Origin of the sequence: uncultured Brachyspira sp. (genome assembly GCF_949287625.1) — a bacterium.
GTDB lineage: Bacteria > Spirochaetota > Brachyspiria > Brachyspirales > Brachyspiraceae > Brachyspira.
This window is the reverse complement of sequence record NZ_CASEGO010000010.1, coordinates 1-26,165: the sequence shown is the minus strand read 5'-3', so window position 1 is coordinate 26,165 and position 26,165 is coordinate 1. Positions and strand designations below refer to the sequence as shown.

Here is a 26,165-nt window from a genome sequence, read left to right as displayed (position 1 = left end):
TAAAAAAGGTATACCCTTTTATTTCTCTACTTTAATTATTCTAATATTTTTGTTACAACACCATTACCTACTGTTTTACCACCTTCACGTATAGCGAATCTTTGTTTTTCTTCCATAGCGATTGGTGTGATAAGTTCAATAGTTAAGTTAGCATTATCACCTGGCATAATCATTTGTGAACCTTCTTGTAAGTTGATTACACCTGTTACGTCTGTTGTTCTGAAGTACATTTGTGGTCTGTAACCTGTTACGAAACCGCTGTGTCTTCCGCCTTCTTCTTTTTTCAAGATATAAACTTCTGCTTCGAATTTTTTATGAGGTGTGATAGTACCTGGTTTAGCTAATACCTGTCCTCTTTCTACTGCTTTACGTTCAATACCTCTTAAAAGACATCCAACGTTATAACCAGCTATACCTTCTACTTCTTTTTTGAACATTTCTACGCCAGTACAAGTTGTTTTTTGAGTAGGTCTGATACCAACGATTTCAACTTCATCACCTTTTTTGATTTTACCTCTTTCAATTCTTCCAGTAACAACTGTACCTCTTCCAGGAATTGAGTATACGTCTTCGATTGACATTAAGAAGTCTTTATCTACTTCACGTACTGGATCTGGAATATATGTATCTAAAGCATTTAAAAGATCTAATATACATTTACAATCTGGATCTGTTCTAGGATCTTTACCTGCTTCAATAGCTTGAATAGCTTTAATAGCAGAACCTTTAATAATAGGAGTTTTATCGCCGTCAAAACCATAGTGATTTAATACGTCTTTTACTTCTTCTACTGTGATGTCTGCCATTTCTGGGTCATCTAATTTATCACATTTGTTTAAGAATACTACGATGTAATTTACACCTACTTGTCTTGAAAGAAGTACGTGTTCTTTTGTTTGTGGCATTACACCGTCTTCTGCTGATACTACCAATATAGCACCGTCCATCTGAGCAGCACCAGTAATCATGTTTTTAATGTAGTCAGCGTGACCTGGACAGTCTACGTGAGCATAGTGTCTATTGTCTGATTCATATTCAACGTGTGATGTTGCGATTGTCAATATTTTTGTTGGGTCTCTTCTACCTTGACTTTCAGAAGCCTTTGCTACTGAGTCATAAGCAACTTTCTGTACTGTTGCTGGGAACATAGCAGATGATACTGCTGTTATTGCTGATGTTAATGTTGTTTTACCATGGTCTACGTGTCCGATAGTACCAACGTTTACGTGTGTCTTTTTACCTTCGTAAGTTCCTTTAGCCATTTTAATCCTCCAATTATTTATCCTTTAGGAAATTTAATTTTTATATCTAACTTGTAACCTTTTTAGTTACTTATTTGTTATTACCCATTCTAGCACCGATTATCTCATCTGCTACATTTTTAGGCACTTCCTCATAGTGTGAGAACTGCATTGTATAGCTTGCTCTACCTTGAGAAACGTTTCTTATACTTGTTGTATAACCGAACATCTCTGCAAGAGGTACTGTAGCATTGATTGATTTATAACCTGATTTATCTGTAAATCCGTGAACCTGACCTCTTCTTGAAGCTAAGTCACCTATTATATCACCCATATAATCTTCTGGAGTTACAACTTCTACTGTCATCATAGGCTCTAACAAATAAGGATCTGCTTTTTTACAGCCTTCTTTAAATCCCATTGAAGCAGCAATTTTGAATGCCATTTCTGATGAGTCTACTGGGTGGAATGAACCGTCATAAGCTGATACTATAACATCAAGCATAGGATAGTTAGCAAGTACACCTGTATTCATAGCCTCTACACAGCCTTTTTCTACTGCAGGTATATATTCTCTTGGAACTGCTCCTCCAACGATTTCATTATTAAATTTAAATCCTGCATTAGGTTCATTAGGACCAATTCTCAGCCATACATCTCCGTACTGACCTTTACCGCCAGACTGACGTACAAATTTACCTTGAACTTCAACTGTTTTCTTGATACCTTCTCTATAAGATACTTGAGGACGTCCTACATTTGCCTCAACTTTATATTCTCTTTTCATTCTATCACAGATAATTTCTAAGTGAAGCTCACCCATACCTGCGATAATTGTCTGTCCTGTTTCTTCATCAAAAGTTACTCTGAATGTTGGATCTTCTTCAGCAAGTCTTGATAAAGCTATTGACATTTTATCTCTATCGCCTTTTGTTTTAGGCTCTATAGCAACGTTAATTACTGGTTCTGGGAAGTTGATTGCTTCTAGTATTATAGGGGCATTTTCCGGACATAAAGTATCACCTGTTGTTGTTTCTTTAAGCCCTACTGCTGCTGCTATATCACCAGCATATACTGTATCAATCTCTTCTCTTTTATTAGCATGCATCTGAAGTATTCTTCCGATACGCTCTCTTTTACCTTTTGTTGCATTAAACACATAAGAACCAGCTTCTAATATACCAGAATAAACTCTGAAGAAAGCTATTTTTCCTACGTGAGGGTCTGTCATTATTTTAAATGCTAATGCACTGAATTTCTCATCATCTGATATTTTTCTTTTTACTACATTACCGTCTAAATCAGTACCTTCTATTTCTGATCTGTCTACTGGAGAAGGCAAGTAATCAACTATTCCATTAATTAATACTTGAATACCTTTGTTTTTGAATGCAGTACCGCAGAACATTGGGAAGAAGTCTGCTGTCAATGTTGCTGTTCTTATAAGTTTTTTTATAGTAGGAACATCTATTTCCTCTCCTTCAAAAAACTTATTCATAGCATCATCATCATATTCAACAATTGCTTCCAATAATGAGTTTCTGTATTCTTCTGCTTTTTCTTTTAATTCGGCTCTGATTTCTCTCTCTTCCATTTTCATGCCGTCTTCAGAAACCCAAATTATTTCTTTCATATTTACCAAGTCAATAACACCCTCAAAATTACTTTCCGCACCTATAGGTATAACAACAGGGTGACTATTAGCTTTTAATCTTTCTCTTGTCTGATCTAAAACAGCATAGAAATTAGCACCTATTCTGTCCATTTTATTAACAAATATAGCTCTAGGAATTTTATAATTACTAGCTTGTCTCCATACTGTTTCACTCTGAGGCTGAACTCCGCCTACAGAACAAAAAACACCAACCGCACTATCTAATACTCTTAAAGATCTTTCAACCTCTACAGTAAAGTCAACGTGCCCAGGTGTATCTATCAAATTAATTCTATGTCCATTCCAAAAACAAGTAGTTGCAGCCGAAGTAATAGTAATACCTCTTTCTCTTTCCTGCTCCATCCAGTCCATTTCTGCTGCACCTTCATGTACTTCACCTATTTTATGAGTCTTACCAGTGAAATAAAGAATACGCTCACTCAAAGTAGTCTTACCAGCATCAATGTGAGCCATAATACCAATATTACGTGTGTTTTCTAATGAAATTTGACGTGCCACTTAAACTCTCTCCTTAAAAACTACCACCTGAAGTGTGCGAACGCTTTGTTACCTTCAGCCATTCTATGAACTGTATCTCTCTTAGCAACTGCCTGACCTTTTCCGTCTATAGCATCTACTATTTCATTTGATAAACGCTCTATCATGCTTTTTCCGCCTCTTTTTCTTGAAGCATCTATAAGCCAAGTAAAAGCTAAAGAATTTTGTCTGTCTGGTCTTACATCAACAGGAACCTGATATGTAGAACCTCCAACTCTTCTTGATTTTACTTCCACAAGAGGCTTAATATTATTTATAGCTTCATTAAAAGCTTCCAAGCCATCTTTACCTGTTTTTTGTTTAACTAAATCCATAGCTTTATAAAATATATTTTCAGCTTTACTTTTTTTACCATCATACATTAATTTATTAATAAATTTACTAATCACTACACTGCCGTAAATAGGATCAGCATCTATTTTTCTAACTTGTGCTCTTCTTCTTCTAGCCATATTATTTTACTCCATTAAGCCTTTGGTTTCTTAGTACCATATTTACTTCTAGCTTTCATTCTTTTTTCAACACCAGTAGCTTCACGGCTTCCGCGAACTATGTGATAACGGCAACCAGGTAAGTCTTTTACACGACCGCCTCTTATAAGTACACGGTTGTGCTCCTGAAGCGTATGGTCTATACCAGGTATATAAGCTGTAACTTCCATACCATTCGTTACTCTTACACGGGCAATTTTACGCATAGCTGAGTTAGGTTTTTTTGGCGTAGTTGTTGTTACACGAGTACAAACCCCTTCTCTTTGCGGACATTTCATTAACGCAGGCGATTTTGTTTTATTTATCATACGCTTGCGACCTTTTCTTACTAATTGATTAATTGTAGGCATAAAATACAAAACCTCTAATTTTTTTATTTTTTCTTTTTACAAGCCAATCCAATCGAATTGACGCCATCTGCTTTTTAATTAAATTAAAACTTCAAACGAAACAGTATTTACAAACTGAGCAATTATAGTATTAAACCTAATTAATAAAGTGAGAAAACATACTATACGCTTTAATCGCTTTTATGAAAGTTTTAGCATTATAAAGCAGCTATACAAAAAAATCAATAGGCTTTAATACTTTTTTATCTTTTTTTACAAAAAAAATGAACTTATTGTACTTATATATTTATAATTTTTTATAAAAAATACTGATTTTATTAAAAAATCTTCATTAATAAATATTGCAAAAAAACTATAATTATAGCATAATTACTCTCAATAATATTTGCAGAAATTTAGGATTTAATTTATGAATTATATAAGCCAAGACCAAATAGAAAAATTAAAATTTGATGACAAAGGTTTAATACCTGCAATAGTTGTTGACTATTATACAAAAGAAGTATTAACTCTGGCATATATGAATAAAGAAAGCCTGCAAATAAGTATTGATGAGGGTAAAACTTGTTTCTACAGCAGAAGCAGACAAGAACTATGGAGAAAAGGTGAAACTTCTGGAAATTATCAGCATATACAGGCTATAAAAACTGACTGCGATAATGATGCTTTAGTTGTAGAAGTAATAAAAGATGGTCCTGCCTGCCACACTGGAAGCGAATCCTGCTTCTTTAATGATATATTCTCAAAAGAAGATTATAAAGATTTTTCTATAGATAAACTTTATAAACTAATAAAGGGAAGAAAAATCAATAAAACTGAAGGTTCATATACTACATACCTATTTAACAGCGGTATTGACAAAATATTAAAAAAAGTCGGAGAAGAATGCACTGAAGTTATAATAGGTGCTAAAAATGATTCAAACAAAGAAACAATATACGAGATATCTGATTTATTATACCACACCCTAGTATTAATGGTTGAAAAAAATATAACTATTAATGATATAAAAAACGAACTCTCAAGCAGAGCTGTAATAGATAAAAAAGAAAAACAAAAAAGCATGAAAGAATAAAAATTTTCAAAAAAATAAATACAATCATAATATTATTTTCTTAAATAAAATCATATCTTAAAAATCTTTAAGTTAATTAAATTTTATAATAATCATAAAAAAATTTATTTATGATAAAAAATTACAAAACTTTTATATTTTTTACGTATTTATTTAAATGTACTAATATACAATATACTATTATATGCATAATACTAGATTTTATAAAATTTTTTTAAAAAACTAAAAATAAAATTACAAAAATTTATTGCAATATTATAATATTAGTTTACAATATCACTCTATTAAATAATAGATTATTTTATGGAAATATACGATGAAAAATATATTACTTATATTAATAATTCTCTTATCAATTTCATGTACTAAAGATTACGGCATAAAAATAACAAAACCAGGTGATGATTTAATACTTTCAAAAATGCAAAGCGGTAATTGGGCTGGAGCTTCAGCAAGCGGCAATAAATTAACAATATCTGGAAGCAAAGGACTTAACGGTGATTATACTTTTGATGAGCCCGTACTAGGTATAGGTGCCGTATATAAAGATTCTAACAACGGATATATAATTGCTACTCCTGTAGGCGATGAGCTTTATGTTGTAAAGATGGACGAAGATGCCAAAAATGCAGTAGATGCCATACTTGATGTTCTTGATGATGAAGGCGGAGAAGCTGTTGTCGGTAATTTAATATCATCAGTAATAGATAATGGTGCTGATAAAATAGATTTAAGTGATTCTGAGAAAATATTAGCAGGTACTAATTTATCTGCTGAAAAAAGATCAGAAATTGAAAGTATATTATCAAAATCAAGCGGTAAATTTACTGATGGCGAAGCTATAAAATAAATATATTGAGTTATTAATTATGAAAAAGCTATTATTTTTATTATCTCTATTATTTTATTCTAATGTTTTATTATTTGCTAAGGGATTGCCCCTATCTACAGAAGTAACAGGAGATGATTACAGCTGGATAAAAGGGAGACAGATGATTAGTGTTAATCTTAATCCGGGAGGTGCTGTATTTTATCCTTTGTTATTTAATACTATAGTGAACAATGGTGTAAATTTAAGCGGTTTAATAGGAATGGATTTAGGAAATATAAATAAATATTTTGATTATGCTGATGCTAAAGGTTCTGCTTGGTATATACCATCTATTTTATATTCATTATTTGTTCATAATCAAATAGCTTTAGATGTAGGAATAGGAGTTTATTCAAGTACTTATAGTTTAATAATTTCAAAAGAAAATGCTGGAAAACTATTAGAAGATTTAGGGCAAGGAGCTTACAGCGGTGTTGTAGGAACAGATACTTCCTTTAAAGCCTCATTTATATTTATGCCTGCATCATTTGGAGTAAAATTTTACGGACCTAAAAGACAATTTTATAATGCATTTCATTTCGGCATAGATGCTTTCTTCTATACTGTATCTACAGAAAATGGTTTGACAGGAATAAAAACGGAACATACTGTTCATGATGCTGCATTATATATTTCTTACGAATTAGGCTGGAATATAGAATTATTCCCTACTAGAGAATGGAGAGTTAAACCAACTATAGATATAGCTATTCTTGAAATAGGTTATTATGTAAGACCTTGGACTGGAAATGTATATAATACTGTAACGGGAGGAGTTACTTCTCTTACAACAGGTTTCTCTGCATTTAATATACCTGCTTGGAGCAGTTTCCCAGACTGGGCTAAATATCTCGCTAATATAAGATTTGCTTTATTTCCTAGAATAGGATTTAGTTTAAGATTTTAATGGATTTGAATTATGAGTATAAAGAAAATTATTATTTTTATATCCTTATTAATTTTTATATCATCTGCATTTGTTAATGCTCAGACTTATTTAAAACATTCTTTAGGCATAGACTTTGGAACAACTTTATTTTCTATGGGAACTATACCAATAATTACAGACTTGGTATTTAAAGCTCAGGAAGGTGCAAGCGGAAAATTTTATGATGGTAAGTTTGGTATAAGATTATCATACAATTATACATATCTGCCTAAACAATCACTTGATGTAACTTTAGGTTTTTATGCCTTTGATACTCATTACGGCGATTATGGAGAACCTGCTGCTGATCCTGCTACAGGAAACATTATAGGTTCTGCTATTTTAAGCAAATTCTATAATGGAAGTACAATAGCAATACCTGCATCTATAGGTGTAAGATTTTATTTTAATAAAAACGATAAGCCAAGCGGATTTTTCCTTCTTCCTAAAGTTGGTATGACTACATTTATAGTAAATGGTAAGGAATTAAGAGATGACGGATCTATAAGATATAAAAAAACAACCGTATATGATTTTTATATATCAGGTGAAATGGGATTTAGAATAGATTTATTTTCTAATTCTGATTGGGAAGTACGCCCTTTTATAGATATATCTTTGCTTGATATAGGATATTCTTTTACTCCGGGTATTAGATTAATACCTCTTCCTAGATTGGCAGTTGGTATATCTTTTTAAAATTGTAATGTTTTTTAAGGTTTTTGATATGAAAAGAATTATATTAGTATTAATAATTACTTGCTTTATGAGTTCATCTTTATTTCCATTAATTGAATCATTTTATCTTGCTCCTAAGATAGTTTATAACTTTAATGATTCTGGTTTTAAAAATACAAAAAATCAAAAAATAATGAATAATTATCTTGGTGCAGGTTTTTCTTTTGGATTTGATTTCTACAAATATAAACAAAGTTTACCATTAAGATTAGAACTAGAATATACTTTTAAAGATGGAATGACAGGAAATTATCATATTAATAATATAGTAAAACAATCTCAGCACAGCATATTAGCAGGAGCTTATTATAGTCTTCATGTATACCATATTAAGAAAAGCGAATTAAGAACTATTACCGCTGAAGAAATATATAGAAGAACTCCTATTATGTCATTATATTTAGGGCTTCTTATGGGTACAAAAATAAATGCTAACACTTATGACAGATGGTTTGAAGATGCTGGAAAAGTTAAAGCCACTGTAACTGTACCTAAAGCAGTATTTGCAATAGGGGGTGCTGTTGGTATCGATATATATGTTACTAGTTTTCTTAATTTAGATTTTGGATACAGGCTATTATACGGACTTGATAATGTTCTCTCCCATGAATTTGCAATAGCTGCTAGATTCCCAATACCTGACCTTAGGAAGTAATTTATGAAAAATACAGCATTATTAATTATAATTATAACTTTTATACTTATATCCTGCAAAACAGGAACATTAGTTGTAGTGCCTATACCTAATATAGAAATGACTATACATCCGCCTCAAACTAATCTTAAAGGAAGTTATAATTTTAATAACCATTATTCTAATAGTTTTTATTCCTATAATGAAAAAATAGAAATGGTTAATGCTTTTGATAGAAACTTAGAACATTTACTTATTGTAACTAATAATTTTGTTTATTTAAAATAAAGGGTGTTATAATGAAACGTTTTGTTATTATATTATTATTTTTTATTGCTGCATTTACTAATAAAAATTTATTTTCAGCAACATTTTCAGGTCTTTATATAGCACCTAAATTAAATTTTAAGCATGAAGCTTTAAAAACTACGAATGAAAAAGCCAGTTTAGAAAAAGGCTGTGTTGTTTATGAAAAAAACAACTATATAGGCGGCGGGCTTGCTGTAGGATATGATTTATTTAGAAAAACAAGATTAATACCGCTTAGAATTGATTTAGAATATACTTTTCAAGGGTTTGTATCAGGAAAAGATAAAGGATATTTTATGCAAAATATAATGGGAAGTATTTATTATGATATAAATGTATTTTTTCTAAAAAACAGTGAGTTGGATACTGTTACTTCAAAAGTGCTTTATCAAAGAACCCCTCTTATGAACTTGTATATAGGATTATCTATAGGAAACAGATTATTCCAAACTAAATATAATTATGAAAATACAGATATTGGAGAAACGATAATTACAAGAAGTTCTTTTGTATTTGGTATAAATGCAGGAATAGTGTATAATATACTTGATTGGTTTGCTATAGATTTAGGTTACAGATATATTATTGGATTTGGATTTAATAATGCTCATGAGGTTTTACTTGGAGCAAGATTTACAATTAGATAAAATTAATTATAAGAAGTGAATTATGAAAAATAAATTATTACTATTAATTGTTTTATTAATTTTTACTACTGTTATATCATGTTCTACAAATAAGCATGTCATTGTATTGGCATTTAGCAAACAGCTTCATGCAGTTCTTTATAATGATAATAATGAATATGTAAAAACAGCTTCAAAAACTTATACTGAGGAAGAAAAAATAGTAAATGTTGCTAATCTCGCAAAAAGCAGTGAAGAAAAATATACTGCAGAAACAAATGATATAGAAATGGAACAAGAAGCTGCAATTATAAATGCAGAAATAAGCGATACAAATAAAGAACTAGAACAACAAGAGACTATAATTATAAATAATGAATATAATAAAGTATTGCTAACTCATAATATTATAGAGTTTGATTTTGATTCTTATGAATTAAAAGAAGAATATGATGAAGGTATAGAAGAAATATACAAATATTTAAATAGTAATAATGTTAATCTTATAATAGAAGGTCATAGTGATAATACTGGAGATTCTAATTATAATATATATTTATCTGAAAACAGAGCAAAAACAATATTTGATAAATTAATAGAAAAAGGTATAGAGAGAGAAAGACTTAGATATATAGGATATGGTTCCTCACATTCCGATTACTACAATGCCAAAGATAGAAAATGCCAATTCGTAATAATAAATAATGATAAAGAAGAAGCTATTTACAAAAATAAAAATGAAAATGATATTATAAAATTAAGAAATTAAAAATATATCAAATCTGTATGTTTATCTTGACAAAAAAATAATATAATAATAAAATATTAGTCATAAAATTACAAATATTTAGGAGAAACGCTAATGAAAAGTAAAATAATATGCTTTTTATTGGTATCAATTGCTATGTTATCAGTTTCATGCTCTAATAAGGCAAATGATACTGCTGCTCAAAATGATGAAAACAGTTTGGTGATATATACACCTCACCCAGAAAAACTTATTAATAGTATGGTTAATGGTTTTAAAGCACAAAACCCTGATGTTAAAGTTGATGTAATTACAGCTGTAACTGGAGAACTAATAAAAAGAATTGAAGTTGAAAAAAATAATCCAGTAGCAGACATTTTGTGGGGACCTTCATTAAACGGTGTAAGATATAAAGCTGATTTATTTGAAACTTATGTATCTACAAATGATGCCAATGTTATGGAAGGCTTAAAAAATGCTGAGGGTTCAATATCAAGATTCTCTCAGGTTCCTAGTATATTAATAATCAATACAAATCTAATAGGAAATATAAAAGTAGAAGGTTATGAGGATTTACTTAATCCAGAATTAAAAGGAAAAATTATATTTGCTGATCCTTCTGCTTCTTCATCAGCTTTTGAACATTTAGTAAATATACTTTATGCTATAGGAAAAGGAGACCCTGAACAAGGCTGGGACTATGTAGACAAATTATGTGCCAACTTGGACGGTAAATTGACAAGCGGTTCTTCAGGTGTTTATAAAGGTGTTGCTGATGGAGAATATGCTGTAGGACTTACTTATGAAGAGGCTGGAATTACATATATGCAGTCCGGATCTCCTGTAAAAATAGTATATATGAAAGAGGGTGTAAGATCTACTCCTGATGTTATTTGTATAGTAAAAAATGCTAAACATATAGATAATGCTAAAAAATTCGTAGATTACTGTCTTACTTTGGAAGCACAGAATATGCTTGCTAAAGATTTAAATAGAAGACCTGTAAGAGGCGATACTGAAAAATCTGATATAATGATTCCTATGGAACAAATAAATATTATAGTTGAAGATCCTGCCGTAGTAGAATCTAATACAAAAAAATGGCTTGATAAATTTAAAGAATTGTTTACTAGTTATTAATTAAATAGTTATAACATCATTATATTTTAAAAAAGTATAATGATGTTATAAATTTATATAAGGCATAATATGAGCGTATCTATATCTATTCAAAACGTATTAAAAAAATATGATAAAACTACAATTATACCTAATTTATCATTGGAAATAAAAAATGGTGAGTTCTTTACATTGCTCGGACCTTCAGGATGCGGAAAAACAACTCTATTAAGAATGATAGCTGGATTCAATACCATAGAAAGCGGAACAATAAAATTTGATAATGAAATAATTAATGATATACCAGCATATAAAAGAAATATAGGAATGGTATTTCAAAACTATGCTATATTCCCACATATGACTGTAAGGGAAAATGTAGAATACGGATTAAAACTAAGAAAAGAACCTAAACAGTCTATGAAAAATAAAGTTGATGAGATATTAAGTATAGTAAAAATTGAAGAATATCAAAACAGACTGCCTGAACATTTATCAGGAGGTCAGCAGCAGAGAGTGGCACTTGCAAGAGCAATTATAATATCGCCTAATGTACTTCTTATGGACGAACCATTATCAAATTTAGACGCCAAATTAAGAATAGAAATGCGTGATGTAATAAGAGAGATACAAAAACATATAGGAATAACAACCGTTTATGTAACTCATGATCAGGAAGAGGCATTGGCTATATCAGATACGATTGCAGTTATGAATAAAGGAGTAATACAGCAAATAGGAAAACCTACAGATATATATTCAAGACCTGTAAATACTTTTATATCTACATTCATAGGACATTCAAATTTATTTAATGCAAGAATATTAAAAGAAAACTCAAAAACATTTGTATGCTTTATGAATGGTTATAAATTTGAAATTAATAATATAATTGATACTGTTAAACATGATGATAAAGTAATAGTTTCTATAAGACCAGAAGAGTTTTATATATCCGATGATAAAGATAATGCTGTAAAAACTAAAATATTATCAAAAACTTTTTTAGGAAAATACATAAATTATTCATTATACTTTGAAAAAGATGAAATATTGGATAATCAGTCATCAATAGAATATTCTCAAAGCTCATCATCAGATGAAAAAGTTTATGATATAGGAGAAACTCTTTATTTAAAGCCGAATATAAAAAAAATAAATATATTTGATATTAACGGTATAAGTATTATGAATAGGGACTAATAAACATGAATAAATATCTTAATTTTTGGAATATTGTTACTATCGTAATTGCTGTTATATTTTCTATATTTATAGTATATCCTTTATTATATTTATTTGTAAGTGCTTTTAAAAGCTCTGAAACTGGAAAATGGACTTTAGAAAATTTTATAATATTTTTTTCGAAGAAATACTATTATAAATCTTTAATAAACAGCTTCACTGTAACGATATCTGTAACAATATTAACTATAATAATAGGCACTATGATGGCATATTTTATGACTATTTATCAAATAAGAGGCAAAAGATTTTTAGAAATATTAATAATAATATCAATGATGTCTCCTGCATTTATAGGTGCTTATTCTTGGATAATGCTTTTAGGAAGAAACGGAGTTATAACAAAATCATTTGAAACTTTAGGAATAAAAATACCAAACATATACGGATTTGCAGGAATACTTTTAGTTTTTACTTTAAAATTATACCCTTTTATATTTATGTATGTTTCAGGTGCTTTGGGAAAAATGGATTCTTCTTTGATAGAGGCTTCAGAAAGTTTGGGAGCTTCTTCTTTTAAAAAAATTACTAGTATTATACTGCCTTTAATAACACCTACAATACTTGCTGGTTCTTTAATAGTATTTATGAATGCTTTATCAGACTTCGGAACTCCTATGTTAATAGGAGAAGGATATAGAACTATACCTACTTTAATATACTCTGAGTTTATTAATGAAGTTGGAGGGAATGCTAATTTTTCTGCCGCTATGGCAACATTAATGGTATTTATAACTACTATAATGTTTTTAACTCAGAAATACTATATCAATAAAAAATCTTTTTCTATGAAATCTATTAATACAATCAAGCCTAAAAAACTAAAAGGAATAAAAGCTGTATCACTATATTCTTTTTTATACATTATAGTAATAGCTTCTATACTTCCTCAGATTACTGTAATATATACTTCTTTTTTAAAAACAAACAGAACTATATTTCTTAAAGGTTATTCGTTGGAAAGCTACAAAACCATTTTTGATTCATTTTCTTCTGCCATAAAAAATACATATGTATACGGCTTTGTGAGCATATTAATAGTTATTATAATATCAGTACTTTTAGCATATGTTTCTACAAAAAGAAAAAATATTATTACGGATATAATAGATACAATATCAATGCTTCCGTATATAATATCAGGTTCTATTTTGGGAATAGTTCTTCTTTTAGCTTTTAATAAACCGCCTTTAATATTAAGCGGAACTCCTATTATCATTATAATAGCATTATCTATAAGAAGACTGCCTTATACTTTAAGATCTAGTTCGGCAATATTGTATCAAATAGATAACAGCTATGAAGAGGCTTCTATAAGTTTGGGGGCTTCTCCTATCAAAACCTTTTATAAAATAACATTGATTATGATGCTTCCGGGAGTTTTATCAGGTGCTGTATTAAGCTGGATAACAATAATAAATGAACTTAGTTCTTCTGTTATATTATATGTGGTAAAATCTAGGACTATGTCAATTGCAATTTATCAGGCTGTTGTACAGGGAACATACGGACCTGCTGCTGCACTTGCTACAATACTGACAATTACAACAGTTATATCTATAATAATATTTTTCAAATTAACTGGTAAAAAAGAAATATCTTTATAGTATAATAGTTAAACAAATATAAAATATAGTTCATAAGCATTGACATTTGATAAGAATAAATAATACTGTATTTGAATATGCCAAGAAAATATAAAGAAAATCCAGTGAATTTTTTATTATATACCTAAACAAATACAGTTTGTTTAGGTATATAGTTAATATTGCTTATTATTTTTTGAAATAAGTACCTTATTTAATTATTAGAAATCTTAAAAAACTCAATACTGCTTTCTAAAAATCTAGCTTTTTCAAGCAAACTTTTTGATATCTCACTTGAGTTTTCAGCTAAAGCAGCATTCTGAGTAGTAGCACTTTCCATATTATTAACTTCAGTACTTATTTGATTAGTTCCAGACTGCTGTTCTATGGCATTTGAAGTAATATCTTCCATTAGCTTTGAAGTTTCCAATACTTTATTTTGAAGTTTTGCAAATATATCCTGCGATTGTTTAGCGGTATTAGTTGCCACATCTATCTTATTTGAAGTATTATCTACCAATGCTGTGATATCCTTTACAGAAGCCTGAGTAGTTTGAGCAAGATTTCTTACTTCAGAAGCAACAACAGCAAAACCTTTACCATGATCTCCAGCTCTTGCTGCCTCTACAGAAGCATTAAGAGCAAGTATATTAGTTTGAAAAGCGATATCTTCAATAATCTTTGTAATATCTTTTATTTTCTCACTTGACTGATAAACCTCTTCTATATTTGAAGCAGTCTGTGATATAATATTTGCTGCATCTTCAATAAATGTGATAGCCTCTGACATCATATCCTTACCCTGAATAGAGTTCTCAGCTGAAATCTTTATATTAGAAACCATTTCCTCAATACTAGCTGCTGTTTCTTCTAAACTAGATGACTGATTGTCTGTCCTTGCTGATAACTCACTGCTGCTTTCCATCATATTTTCTGCTGCTGCCATTATCTCTTTAGAAGCGTTATTAACATTGTAAACAACCTCTGCAAGTCTGCTGCTCATAATATCAAAAACCCTTTCTAATTCTCCAAACTCATCTTTAGCATAAGCACTTTTAGTATTTATGCTGATATTTCCCTCTGATATACTGGTAGCATGATTCATTAATACTTTTAGAGGGTGTGTAACTCTTTTAATATAAATAAAAGCAAATATATTAATAAAAATGATAGATAAAATACATATAATAATAGATATTTTTATAGAATCATTATTATCTTTATAAATAATATTATCGTCCATAGCCATAATTAAATACCAAGATAAATTTTGAAGTCTGCTGTAAACTGCTGTTCTAGGATCATTACTTACAGAAGATATATAATTCATAACACCTGATGATAAACCGCTATTTATAATTTCTCCATAAGCCTCATTTGCTTTCGTATTAATTTCGTTTTTGGTGTCAAGTAAAACAGTCTCTTCATCATCAATAGCAAATATTCTAGTTCTTTCTGGTAATTTCAAATCCTGAAGTTTTACGGCAAGTTCCTCCCAATCCAAAATCATATACACATTTCCTATATATTCCCCATTATAATTAACACCAGAAATAGCTGCAAGCGACCATTTGTTGTCAGCACTTGATCTTTGTATACCATCATCAAAAGATGCTTTATTATTATTGTTTTTTAATATATTTAAAATATTAGGTCTTACTGTTGTTATATTTTCACCTATTTTTACATTATTAACATTATCTAAAATTATGCCGTTAGTATCTGTAATACCTATGTCAAGTACATATTCATTAATAGCTTCAAATTCTGCAAGTGTACTTCTAATATCTACATTTCTATTTAAAAGATAATTTCTCACTATAGGAGATACAGAATAAGTCTCTATTAAATTCCTATTATCATCAAGCCAAACATCAAGCATATCCTTATAGCCATTAACCGTATTATTAAATCCGTTCAATGTGGAATCTTTAATAATAATATGAGATCTGTATGATAATATAGCAACTATTAAAACTAAAAATATGGTACTTAAAATACTAATTGCTATAGGCATTTTTACTCTTATAGAATGAATTTTTTTCATAGATTTTCCTTTTCAATATTTCATTTTTATAAAAAATTAACAATAATTATTAATAGAATTAAAAAATAGTTGTAATAATATTCTAAATAGAAATGAATACTTTTTGATTATTTCAGATATCTATTATAAATTATAATCACATAAAGTCAAATAAAAATATATTTTTTTTACCTTTATAGTGTATAAAGTAATTTTTTTTTAATAATTTCATATAAAAACTAAAATAAGAATATATCAATTATATCTGCCCAAAGATATACCTAAAACTAATCCGATAGAAAGAGAAGAAAAATTATATTTATTATATATATTATTACCTAAATTATTATTCACAACATCTGTTTTGTACTGCATACCAAAATTATACATCATATAGCCTCCAAGAGTAACGGCAAAATTAGGAACTAAATACAAAAATCCTTCAACTGTAAGTTTTATATAAGGCATTATTGGAGCTTTAAATAGATTTCTCATATCAAAAACATTCCAATTATTTAAATCATCAGGTGCTACCATAACCCCACCATATTTACTTGAAGAAACAACAGCATATAAAGGAGCTAATATTCCAGTACCTAATCCTATAGACATTTTACTGAAATTTAATTTAACAGTAGCTCCAACCAGCATAGAATAAAATCCAAGTATCTCTGTATATTTTCTATTATTTTCTTTATAATCAGACATCAAAGCATTAATACTAAAACCAATATCTCCAAATAAACTCACACCTTTAATAATGCTTGTATAATCATCTTCAAATAATTTAAAATAATTTCCTATTTGGAAAAATAAAGCTCCTTCAAAACCTAAAGTACCATCAACGCTGTCATAAATAGTGTTTTTATAATTATCATTTACTTTTATAGAATTAAATGGAAAGGCAATTCCATAATGACCATTAAAATTTATCTCTAAGCTGGCAAAAGCAGTATATGTAATAGTTATAATTAAAATGTTTACAAATAAAAAATATTTTAATAGTTTCATAATAAATCCAAAGTATTGATATAAAAAATAACAAGATAAGATGAATATTGTAAATTACTTTAAACCAATAATAATTAAAATAAAAAAGCTGCCCAACTAATTAAAGTCAGACAGCTTATATATTAATATTAAATAAATTGATTACTTAATAATTTGATCAGCTATACCTAATAGAGCCTGAATTTTTGGTGAGAAAGCAACTATTGCACCAGCAAATACAACACTTATTAAGCTCATAAGTTTAATAAGAATGTTTAAGCTTGGTCCAGAAGTATCTTTGAATGGGTCACCAACAGTATCCCCTATAACAGCAGCAGCATGATTAGGGTTAGTGATTTTGTTACCATTTTCATCAACTATCTTTTTACCACCTAAATTACCAGCTTCGATATATTTTTTAGCATTGTCCCAAGCACCGCCAGCATTAGACATCATAACAGCCATAGCAAAACCAGAAGTTAAACCACCAACTAACATACCTATAACAGCAGGTACGCCAAATATAAATCCAACAACAACAGGTACAACTATAGCAAGTACAGAAGGAACAATCATTTCTTTTTGAGCAGATTTAGTACAGATTTGAACAGCTTTTTCATAATCAGCTTTTACGCCTTTTTCACCAGCAAGTAAGCCTTTAATTTCTCTAAACTGTCTTCTAACTTCTTCTACAACACCTGCAGCAGCACGTCCAACAGCTTTCATAGTTAAAGCACAGAAGAAGAATACTAACATAGCACCAATAAATATACCTATTAATACTTTAGGGTTCATTAAGTGAATATTGAAAGCATTCATAAACTCATTCATACCTAAGCTATAAACAACTTTGTCATATAATTCTTTAGCACTGTTAGCAGTGTATTGAACAGTACCTATATCTATAGAAGTAAGATTGCCTGTATTGATCATTCTTCCTAAAGAAGTTTTAATTTCCTCAATATAACCAGCAATTAAAGCCATAGCAGTTAAAGCAGCAGAACAAATAGCGAAACCTTTACCAGTAGCAGCAGTAGTGTTGCCTAAAGAGTCTAAAGCATCAGTTCTTTCTCTAACACTCTCAGGAAGTCCAGACATTTCAGCGTTACCGCCGGCATTGTCAGCTATAGGACCATAAGCATCTGTAGCTAATGTGATACCTAAAGTAGATAACATACCAACAGAAGCTAAAGCAATACCATATAAACCTTGAGAGAAAGAAGAAGCCTCAGCACCGAAACCGCCTGCAAAACCAAATGCTAATATTATAGATATAACTACTGTAACAACAGGTATTAAAGTAGATTGCATACCTACAGCAAGTCCTCCTATAATAACAGTAGCAGGACCTGTTTTAGATTGTTCAGCTACCCATTGAGTAGGTTTGTATTCAGCAGCTGTATAATATTCTGTGAAGAAACCAACTACGTTACCAGCTATAAGGCCAACAATGATAGAAACGAATAATCCCAAATTGTTTGGAAGAAGCATTTTTACAAGTAGGAAAGAAACAACTATAATAATAGCACTGCTTATATAAACACCTACTCTTAAAGATTTTAATAATTCTCCCATAGTAGCACCTTCTTTAGTTTTAACGAAGAATACACCTATTATAGAAGAAAGAGTACCAATAGCAGCAAGTATCATAGGAAGGGATACAGCATATATTGGGCTTACATCAGGATTAATATATCCGAAAGCGGCAGAACCCAAACTCATAGCAGCAAGTATAGAACCTGCATAAGATTCGTAAAGATCCGCTCCCATACCAGCAACGTCTCCAACGTTATCTCCTACGTTGTCAGCTATAACAGCAGGGTTTCTTGGGTCATCTTCAGGTATTCCTGCTTCAACTTTACCTACTAAGTCAGCACCAACGTCAGCAGCTTTAGTAAATATACCGCCTCCAACACGTGCGAATAATGCTTGGAAAGAAGCACCTACACCAAAGCTAAGCATTGTAGTAGTTACAAAGTGCATTTTAGCAGCAGTGTATTCAGCAGTACCTTTAGCTATTCCTGTAGAAGCCAAATTTAGGAAGTCTGTACCAAATAAACTATTATCAAGCCATAAATTTAACACTATGAACCATAAAGAAATGTCAAGCAAAGCAAGACCTACAACAGTAAGTCCCATAACAGCACCTGAACGGAAAGCTATTGTTAAACCTTCGTTTAATGATTTGCTTGCTGCATTAGCAGTTCTGGCAGATGCATAAGTAGCAGTTTTCATACCCAAGAAACCAGAAAGAGTTGAGAAGAAACCGCCTGTTAAAAAACCTATAGGAATGAAAGGGTTTTGCACTTTTAATGCATAAGAAAGAATAGCAAAAATAATGAAAGCTCCTGCAAAGAAGAAAGCTATAACTTTATACTGTTGTTTAAGATAAGCTATAGCACCAGAGCGTACATGCGAAGCTATTTCTTTCATAGTTTCATTACCTTCGTCCTGTTTACGCATCCATTTATAAAAATAGAATGCGAAAGCCAATGTGAGTATTGCCGCTGATATTGTAAAAAAGCGGGCATTTTCAGCTAATATTTCATAATTCATACACATACCCTATTTTTTAAATTTTGGTAAAAATTTTACAGTTTTGGATTATAGCATAAATTACATAAATTGTCAATTATTTTTTATAGTATTTTTAATACATACCGTACCTATATTGAACTTTTTTAAAAATAAAATATTTTAACTGTAAAATACCAAATTTAAAAAATTACATTATTTTATTGAAAAAAAATAAACTGCTATTACAATCTAAACTTAAACACTAAACAAACTAATTAAAAAAGCGGAATATTCATTACAAAAATTCACTCGTACAATATAAAAATAAAAAGCTCAACTACATTACTGTAATTAAGCCTTAATTTCATTTTATCAAATTAAAATCAGTTAGAATTTTTCAAGTTACAGTCCTCTGAATAAACCCTACCTTCATCATAATACAAAGGCATTTTATCTGCTCTATATGTCATAAATGGCAAAGATAATTTAAATAATTCTTTTTTACTGTTTTTTTCTACTTCTAATATTCTAGCTGTTGGATATGCATATGTTAATAATAAATTTTGATGATTTTCACCTGTAAAATCTACATCCGACATAATTGATGAATATAATGAAGCATCTTTATATTCATCAACTTTTTGAGCTGTATAATTTCCATGAGTACCTGTTATTTTATATTCTACATATCTTGATCCTGAAGTATAAGTAGTATCGCCACCATTATCAAACATTCCTAAATTATCATTCTCATGTAAAAATAAAGCATGCTGATTTTTAGGTCCGTCATTAATAACATCCCCTTTTACTCTATATGGTTCCAATGATTTCAAATCTTTTAAATATACATTATATGGTATTCCACTTGTAGCTAAAGTATCATCAGCCATCCACCATATTAATTTCCACTCACTATAATCTATAGCAAGTACAGCTCTAGTTCTCGAAGAAACATATAAAATATCAGTTGACGAATCATAAACTAAAGAATTTGCATGAAACCAATCTGCAGATTTTTGCAGTCCGTTTACAGTATAAATATTATTTACATCTTCTCCAAATGCTATTTGTTTAAATATTGCTTCATCTCCAGGATAAGTTTTCAAATCTAAAGTATTTTGTATTAATTTACCAAAACTTAATTCTCTTACTTTAGAACCTACACTATTTATTTCTACTAATCTATCCTCTGATCCCCAAGTTGAATATGATAAATAGATATAATTATTATGAACTTTTATAACATCATGATGAGATGAAGTTGAATATTTTATAATTCTATTGCCAAGTAAATCATACAATCCAGAATTTGGATCTCCTCCCTCAGCAGTGTCAAAAAATGATATTTTCAAATTGTTAATATATATTTTTGAGAAATATGTAGTAACTGTGTTAATATATCTTATATATCCATTATCAGACATTCCTAATATACCTTTCCAACCATTCCAATTTTGGTTAGGACTAAAAAAATATAATTCAGGATTATTTTTGTATTTTTCTTCTGGTAAATTATTAATTTCCACATCATATTTTTTTTGTATTCCATTTGGTAAAGATCCTACAGAAACATTTTTAGTTATTATTCTTCCGCCATCATTAACTTCAATAGTATTCTGAGATTCTGGAAACATACCATGTATCTCAAACTCTGTACCATAGCCTGCTTGATAAGTATGTATTATATCAGGCTCTCCATAAAGACCTTTAACTGTTACTGTTATAGGTGCAGCATTTACTGTCGCTGTTGTATAAACTGCTGATAATGGTGTTACTCCATTTGGATCTACCACTATCTCTCCTACTTTTCCAATAGGACTAGTTGATGAAGAGTTTGACTTATTATGATTACAAGATAAAGCAAACAAGCTTGTAATCAGTAAAATAATAGATAATAGTTTTTTCATATTATTCTCCTAAAATATTTATATTAGTTATTTTTACATAAGATATTAATAAATAGTGTTTTTTTATATTAATAAAGACAATATTATGGGAATATTTTTTTATAGCTAAAAAATAAAGATTAATTTTATTGAAAAATTGTTGTGTTGTGTTGTGTTGTGTTGTTCATAAATATACCAAATTATATAGTTAGCATATTCTATATTTTATAACTATATTTGTCAATAATATTTATAAACCCATATACTATTTTTACATAATTTCATAAGTTATAAAAATAATATCAATAATATTATTGAAAAAAAATAAACTGCTATTATAATGTAAATCTAAACGCTGAATAAATTAATAAAAAAATGGAGTAATCATTATGAAAATACTATTTATACGTCATGGCCAAACAAAATTAAATGCTGAAGGAAGATGGCTAGGATCTACTGATGCTCCATTATCTGATACTGGAAAAGATTTTCTTATAAATAAAAAAAGTATTATAGATAAGTATAAACCAGTTCAAAAATTGTACTGCAGTCCTCTTAAAAGATGTTTGGAGACTGCTCAAATATATTTCAATGATAATGATTATGAAGAAAATAAAGAAATTGTAGATGATTTAAGAGAAAGATGCTTCGGTGATTTTGAAGGTAAAAATCATGATGAATTAAAAGATAATACATATTATAAGGAATTTTTTAGAACTAATTGGAAAAGCAATGTACCAAATGGTGAACCCCCTGATAGCTTCTTCAAAAGAACAGAAGAGGTATATTTATCTATTATAGAAGATATGAAAAAAAATAATATGAATTATACCGCCGTCGTAACGCATGGTGGTGTTATTATGTCTATATTCAGCAGATTTGATAAGCAGAAATTAGGCTTTTATGAATACCTTTTACAAAACGGATGCGGGTATTATACAGAAATAGATGATAAAAATTATATAAGTATTATAGAAAAGTTCTAATTTTACGATGATTATTAGTAATAACTTTTAATTTGGAATAAATTAACATGAAAATACTTTTAATATTACCTATATCCTTTCTTTTAAATATATTTATTAAAAATGTAAAATTTGATCCTTTTGTATTTGTATCAAGACTGCATTTTATAGCTGAGGATTTATTTAGAAAAAAAGTAAATACTCAAAATAATATACTTTCATTTACAGTAGGAACATTATCTTCTTTAATCATTATAGCTGTATGTTTTTTAATACCATTTTTTCTTTTAATGCTTTTATATAAAGTTCATTTTATTTTAGGTTTGATAATAGAATTGGCATTATGTTATATTACATTAGGCATCAGAAAACCTTTGGAAATCAGCTCGCATATATATCACAGTTTAAAAAATAATGATATAAAAAAAGCAAAATCTCTGCTTAAAGAAAATACTGACATAGATACAGAAGATATCGAAGAAGAGCAAATTATTAAAAACACTATTGAATATACTGTAATAAGTATTGCTGAAGATTATATATACCCTGCAATATTTTTGCTTTTGGGAGGAGCTCCTCTTTGTATAGCATATAAAGCTCTTTATAAATTATCTGAAAGCTCTTCAGACACAGTTTATATAGACGAAAATAAAAGTGATGATATTTTTGGAATATTTAATATAAAACTTTGTTATATATTAAATATAATACCTTCTTTTTTTACATCGATTGTTCATATTATAACATCAAAAATTTTAAGATATGAATATAAAAATGCTTTTATAACATTAAAAAGAGACGGCAAAAATAATAAATCAAGATTAGAGGCAAGTGTTGCAGGTGCTTTAGATATAGAACTTGGAGGAGAATATATAAAAGACGGTGAAATGTATGACAGACCTTTAGTAGGTGAATATTTAGAAGATTTAGAAATAAGACATATAGAAAAAGCCAATAAGTTTATATTAACTTCTGCTATATTTTCATTAGCTCTTTTAATAATAATAAAACTTATATCTATGCTTATAGCTTCTATAATTGCTTAAACATTATCTGCATTATAAATAATAGGTTTTAAATAATAAAATAATTACTTAAAACCTATTTTCTTAACTATTAATTTTTTCTTAACTATTCATTTTGATATACTGTATTTTTTATAAAATCTTTATCTTTTGTATTATAAAAAATAAATATAAATAATGCTATTAATATAAACTGAGAAAAAGGCAATGCAAGCCATACCCCGTTAAGATTAAAAAATAAAGGCAGTACTAATATACATAAAGGGCTTATAAATAAAGGGTCTATATAAGTCAAAAGTGCTGAATATCTGCTTTCGCCTGAAGAATAAAAATAAGCTGTTCCTAATCTTACTATAGGCTGAAGTATGAATGAAACAGATATTAAAACCAATCCTTTGCTTATAATATCATTAGTCTCTATAGAAGCACCAAATAAAATACCAAAATTATTTTTAAATATTAAAATTATACTTAAAATAATTGAAGCAAGTATCAAAGCAAATAATACTCCTTTTTTAAATACTTTTTTCATAAGATCATTTCTTTGAGCACCTTTGAAATAGCTTATCATAGGCTGACAGCCCTCTGCAATACCTTCAAACAAATATATAACAGAGCCGTATATATAGTTTATAACCGAATATGCAGAAGCTGCTGTATATCCCCCGTACTTTATACACTGCCAATTATTAAATATTACTATCAAAGAAGGAGCCATAACCAAACCAAAAGGCGAAAGTCCTATTTGAATTGCTCTTTTTATCATTGATAAGTCAAAGTCTGATAATTTTATTCTATATTTTTTTCTTATAAATAAATAATATAGAGAAATTAAAGCTACAATACCCTCAGCTATTATTGTAGCAAGTGCAGCTCCGAACATTCCCCATTTAAAAACCATTAAAAATAAATAGTCAAGTATAATGTTCGTTATAAGACCTGCCCCCATAAATGCCATAGCATGAATAGTTTTACCTAAATTTCTTATTATAGGCATGCTTCCATATGATATTATCTGAAGGCTTCCTCCTAAAATTATCACAGTAATATATTCATCAGCAAGTTTAAATATATTATCCCTAGCACCTAGAAGATATATTAATTTATTTTTTAATAAAAGCAAAATAACAGTTAATATCATACATGCGAGTATTAAAGTAATAAAAGTATTTGATTTGGCTTTATCAAAACATTTACTGTCGCCTGCTCCAAGGTATGTAGACATTATAACAGAGCCTCCCATACCAAGCATGACAGCACATGCAGCAATTAAAGTAGCTATAGGATAAACTAAATTAATAGCAGTAAGACCATTATCTCCCATAGAATTTCCTACAAAGAAACCGTCTACAACTATATAAAGTCCTCCAAGCATAGTTGAAATTATTGCAGGCAAAACATACTTAAAAAAAGATTTTTCCATGTTTTTAGTATTTTGCGTAATATTAATCATGATAAACTCCTTTTTAAAAATAGTCTTCTTTCGTGCTATAAACAATATGGTATTATAAGCATGTTTACTGTTTTGTCAATAGAAAAAGTACGAAAATTTACTTTTTTCTTTAGTGTTGAAATATTTATATTTTACTGTATCATTAACTATAAATTTAAGGATATATTTTTATGCAAAGAAATGTATTTTATATTTTTATACTTTTTATATATATGATATCTTCTTCTTTTATATTTTTTGATGATGATAGAAATATCAATTTTGTACCCTACACTTCTTTACCCATAAATATTCAAGAGTTTGTAAATAAATATTTTAATGACTATAAAGTATATAGTGCCTCTGTTTCTTCACGGTATACTGTAATTTTTGAAGGCGGCTCATCAATTAACTTTAATAGAAAATGCAAATGGACTTCTATAATAGGCAATAGACAAACAATATCTATTAGCACAGCTGAAAAGTTTATTGACGCTAAAATAATAAATATAATTAAGTCAAAATATAAAACCATTAATAATATATACAAAAGAAGCAAAGGAATAGAGTTTAAAGTCGATAATAAAGAATATATCTATATAGACTACGAAGGCAATATTATAAAAATAAAAAGTGCTTAAAAAATTTAACAAAAAGTAACTCATCTATAAACTAAATAGTATATACTGGAACGATTTCATTTTGTCAACTGATGTACATTATATAGAATTATCAGCTTTTTTGCCGCACAAAAAAGTTGCTGCCTACGGCACGCAGAGCGAAAAACGCAATTGCTATAACTTTATATTTTTAAAATACGTATTAAATGTATTGTAATACCTAAATTTAGGCTAAAAATGCAGTCTTTTCGCCACAGGAGTACAGCGTATGGTTCTTTGTGCCACACCGAAGGCGGACAGCGTCACAAAAGAAGTGGGGTGTGGGGCAAAGCCCTGCAAATATTTTAAATTTAAAAAATTAATTTTGACAAATTGTAATTGTTTAGGTATATACTAAAAATTTTTAAGTTTGTCAATTTTTTTTTATTCAACTTTTCCCGCCGCAAAAAGTTGCAAAAAGTGCAAGTATTGAAATTATTATTAAATCGTACTAATTATGTTTTATATGTGGGATAAATTGCTAAATTTAGC

At 29.0% G+C, this 26,165-nt stretch carries 23 protein-coding genes; 14 read left to right on the top strand and 9 right to left on the bottom strand.

Annotated elements, in window-relative coordinates:
- Positions 1–35 precede the first annotated feature (35 nt).
- The 4 genes from tuf to rpsL form a co-directional block, all read right to left on the bottom strand.
- Entirely contained in the window at positions 36–1,262 is a 1,227-nt protein-coding gene (gene tuf / locus Q1X91_RS03650; protein WP_300753509.1) for an elongation factor Tu, read from the bottom strand.
- A gap of 70 nt (positions 1,263–1,332) precedes the next feature.
- Positions 1,333–3,414 carry an elongation factor G gene (fusA, locus tag Q1X91_RS03645; protein WP_300753507.1) on the bottom strand — a complete coding sequence of 694 codons (2,082 nt, stop codon included), beginning with the start codon at positions 3,412–3,414 and terminating at the stop codon, positions 1,333–1,335.
- Positions 3,415–3,434: 20 nt separating this feature from the next.
- Complete coding sequence (rpsG, locus tag Q1X91_RS03640) at positions 3,435–3,905, bottom strand: 30S ribosomal protein S7 (protein ID WP_300753505.1); 471 nt, start codon at positions 3,903–3,905, stop codon at positions 3,435–3,437.
- Between the two features lie 14 nt (positions 3,906–3,919).
- Positions 3,920–4,294 carry a 30S ribosomal protein S12 gene (gene rpsL, locus Q1X91_RS03635; protein ID WP_013114298.1) on the bottom strand — a complete coding sequence of 125 codons (375 nt, stop codon included), beginning with the start codon at positions 4,292–4,294 and terminating at the stop codon, positions 3,920–3,922.
- A 409-nt stretch (positions 4,295–4,703) separates the two neighbouring features.
- Here rpsL and hisIE point away from each other — a divergent pair, with 409 nt between their 5' ends.
- From hisIE to Q1X91_RS03580, 11 genes are all read left to right on the top strand, one after another.
- A complete protein-coding gene (gene hisIE / locus Q1X91_RS03630; protein ID WP_300753502.1) occupies positions 4,704–5,369 on the top strand; it encodes a bifunctional phosphoribosyl-AMP cyclohydrolase/phosphoribosyl-ATP diphosphatase HisIE in 666 nt (221 codons plus the stop codon).
- A 316-nt stretch (positions 5,370–5,685) separates the two neighbouring features.
- Positions 5,686–6,219: a hypothetical protein gene (locus Q1X91_RS03625; RefSeq protein WP_300753500.1), complete on the top strand. Its 534-nt coding sequence runs from the start codon at positions 5,686–5,688 to the stop codon at positions 6,217–6,219.
- Positions 6,220–6,238: 19 nt separating this feature from the next.
- The gene (locus Q1X91_RS03620) at positions 6,239–7,147 is read left to right on the top strand and encodes a hypothetical protein (RefSeq protein WP_300753498.1); all 909 of its coding nucleotides are present in this window, start codon (positions 6,239–6,241) and stop codon (positions 7,145–7,147) included.
- A gap of 12 nt (positions 7,148–7,159) precedes the next feature.
- Positions 7,160–7,867 (top strand): hypothetical protein, encoded by a 708-nt coding sequence (locus Q1X91_RS03615; RefSeq protein WP_300753496.1) that lies wholly within the window; start codon positions 7,160–7,162, stop codon positions 7,865–7,867.
- Between the two features lie 28 nt (positions 7,868–7,895).
- On the top strand, positions 7,896–8,561 hold the full coding sequence (locus tag Q1X91_RS03610; RefSeq protein ID WP_300753494.1) for a cell envelope biogenesis protein OmpA: 666 nt from the start codon (positions 7,896–7,898) through the stop codon (positions 8,559–8,561).
- A gap of 3 nt (positions 8,562–8,564) precedes the next feature.
- Complete coding sequence (locus Q1X91_RS03605) at positions 8,565–8,828, top strand: hypothetical protein (protein ID WP_300753493.1); 264 nt, start codon at positions 8,565–8,567, stop codon at positions 8,826–8,828.
- Between the two features lie 11 nt (positions 8,829–8,839).
- On the top strand, positions 8,840–9,496 hold the full coding sequence (locus Q1X91_RS03600) for a tia invasion determinant (RefSeq protein ID WP_300753491.1): 657 nt from the start codon (positions 8,840–8,842) through the stop codon (positions 9,494–9,496).
- A gap of 22 nt (positions 9,497–9,518) precedes the next feature.
- On the top strand, positions 9,519–10,244 hold the full coding sequence (locus Q1X91_RS03595; RefSeq protein WP_300753489.1) for an OmpA family protein: 726 nt from the start codon (positions 9,519–9,521) through the stop codon (positions 10,242–10,244).
- Positions 10,245–10,337: 93 nt separating this feature from the next.
- Positions 10,338–11,363, top strand: coding sequence for an ABC transporter substrate-binding protein (locus Q1X91_RS03590; RefSeq protein WP_300753487.1), 1,026 nt, complete (start codon positions 10,338–10,340; stop codon positions 11,361–11,363).
- A gap of 69 nt (positions 11,364–11,432) precedes the next feature.
- A complete protein-coding gene (locus tag Q1X91_RS03585) occupies positions 11,433–12,545 on the top strand; it encodes an ABC transporter ATP-binding protein (RefSeq protein ID WP_300753486.1) in 1,113 nt (370 codons plus the stop codon).
- Between the two features lie 5 nt (positions 12,546–12,550).
- Positions 12,551–14,194: an iron ABC transporter permease gene (locus Q1X91_RS03580; protein WP_300753484.1), complete on the top strand. Its 1,644-nt coding sequence runs from the start codon at positions 12,551–12,553 to the stop codon at positions 14,192–14,194.
- Positions 14,195–14,387: 193 nt separating this feature from the next.
- Here Q1X91_RS03580 and Q1X91_RS03575 read toward each other — a convergent pair whose 3' ends face one another.
- From Q1X91_RS03575 to Q1X91_RS03560, 4 genes are all read right to left on the bottom strand, one after another.
- Positions 14,388–16,220, bottom strand: coding sequence for a methyl-accepting chemotaxis protein (locus tag Q1X91_RS03575; protein ID WP_300753482.1), 1,833 nt, complete (start codon positions 16,218–16,220; stop codon positions 14,388–14,390).
- A 234-nt stretch (positions 16,221–16,454) separates the two neighbouring features.
- Positions 16,455–17,210: a hypothetical protein gene (locus tag Q1X91_RS03570; RefSeq protein WP_300753480.1), complete on the bottom strand. Its 756-nt coding sequence runs from the start codon at positions 17,208–17,210 to the stop codon at positions 16,455–16,457.
- Between the two features lie 141 nt (positions 17,211–17,351).
- Positions 17,352–19,745 carry a sodium-translocating pyrophosphatase gene (locus tag Q1X91_RS03565; protein WP_300753478.1) on the bottom strand — a complete coding sequence of 798 codons (2,394 nt, stop codon included), beginning with the start codon at positions 19,743–19,745 and terminating at the stop codon, positions 17,352–17,354.
- 344 nt (positions 19,746–20,089) lie between these two features.
- Entirely contained in the window at positions 20,090–21,613 is a 1,524-nt protein-coding gene (locus Q1X91_RS03560; RefSeq protein WP_300753476.1) for an aryl-sulfate sulfotransferase, read from the bottom strand.
- 368 nt (positions 21,614–21,981) lie between these two features.
- Here Q1X91_RS03560 and Q1X91_RS03555 point away from each other — a divergent pair, with 368 nt between their 5' ends.
- A complete protein-coding gene (locus Q1X91_RS03555) occupies positions 21,982–22,578 on the top strand; it encodes a histidine phosphatase family protein (protein ID WP_300753474.1) in 597 nt (198 codons plus the stop codon).
- A 47-nt stretch (positions 22,579–22,625) separates the two neighbouring features.
- Entirely contained in the window at positions 22,626–23,603 is a 978-nt protein-coding gene (locus Q1X91_RS03550) for a cobalamin biosynthesis protein (protein ID WP_300753472.1), read from the top strand.
- 85 nt (positions 23,604–23,688) lie between these two features.
- Here the strand turns inward: Q1X91_RS03550 and Q1X91_RS03545 are convergent, their stop codons facing one another.
- Positions 23,689–25,035, bottom strand: coding sequence for an MATE family efflux transporter (locus Q1X91_RS03545; protein ID WP_300753470.1), 1,347 nt, complete (start codon positions 25,033–25,035; stop codon positions 23,689–23,691).
- A gap of 170 nt (positions 25,036–25,205) precedes the next feature.
- On the opposite strand from Q1X91_RS03545, the gene Q1X91_RS03540 reads away from it, so the two are divergent.
- Positions 25,206–25,655: a PepSY-like domain-containing protein gene (locus Q1X91_RS03540; RefSeq protein WP_300753468.1), complete on the top strand. Its 450-nt coding sequence runs from the start codon at positions 25,206–25,208 to the stop codon at positions 25,653–25,655.
- Positions 25,656–26,165 lie beyond the last annotated feature (510 nt).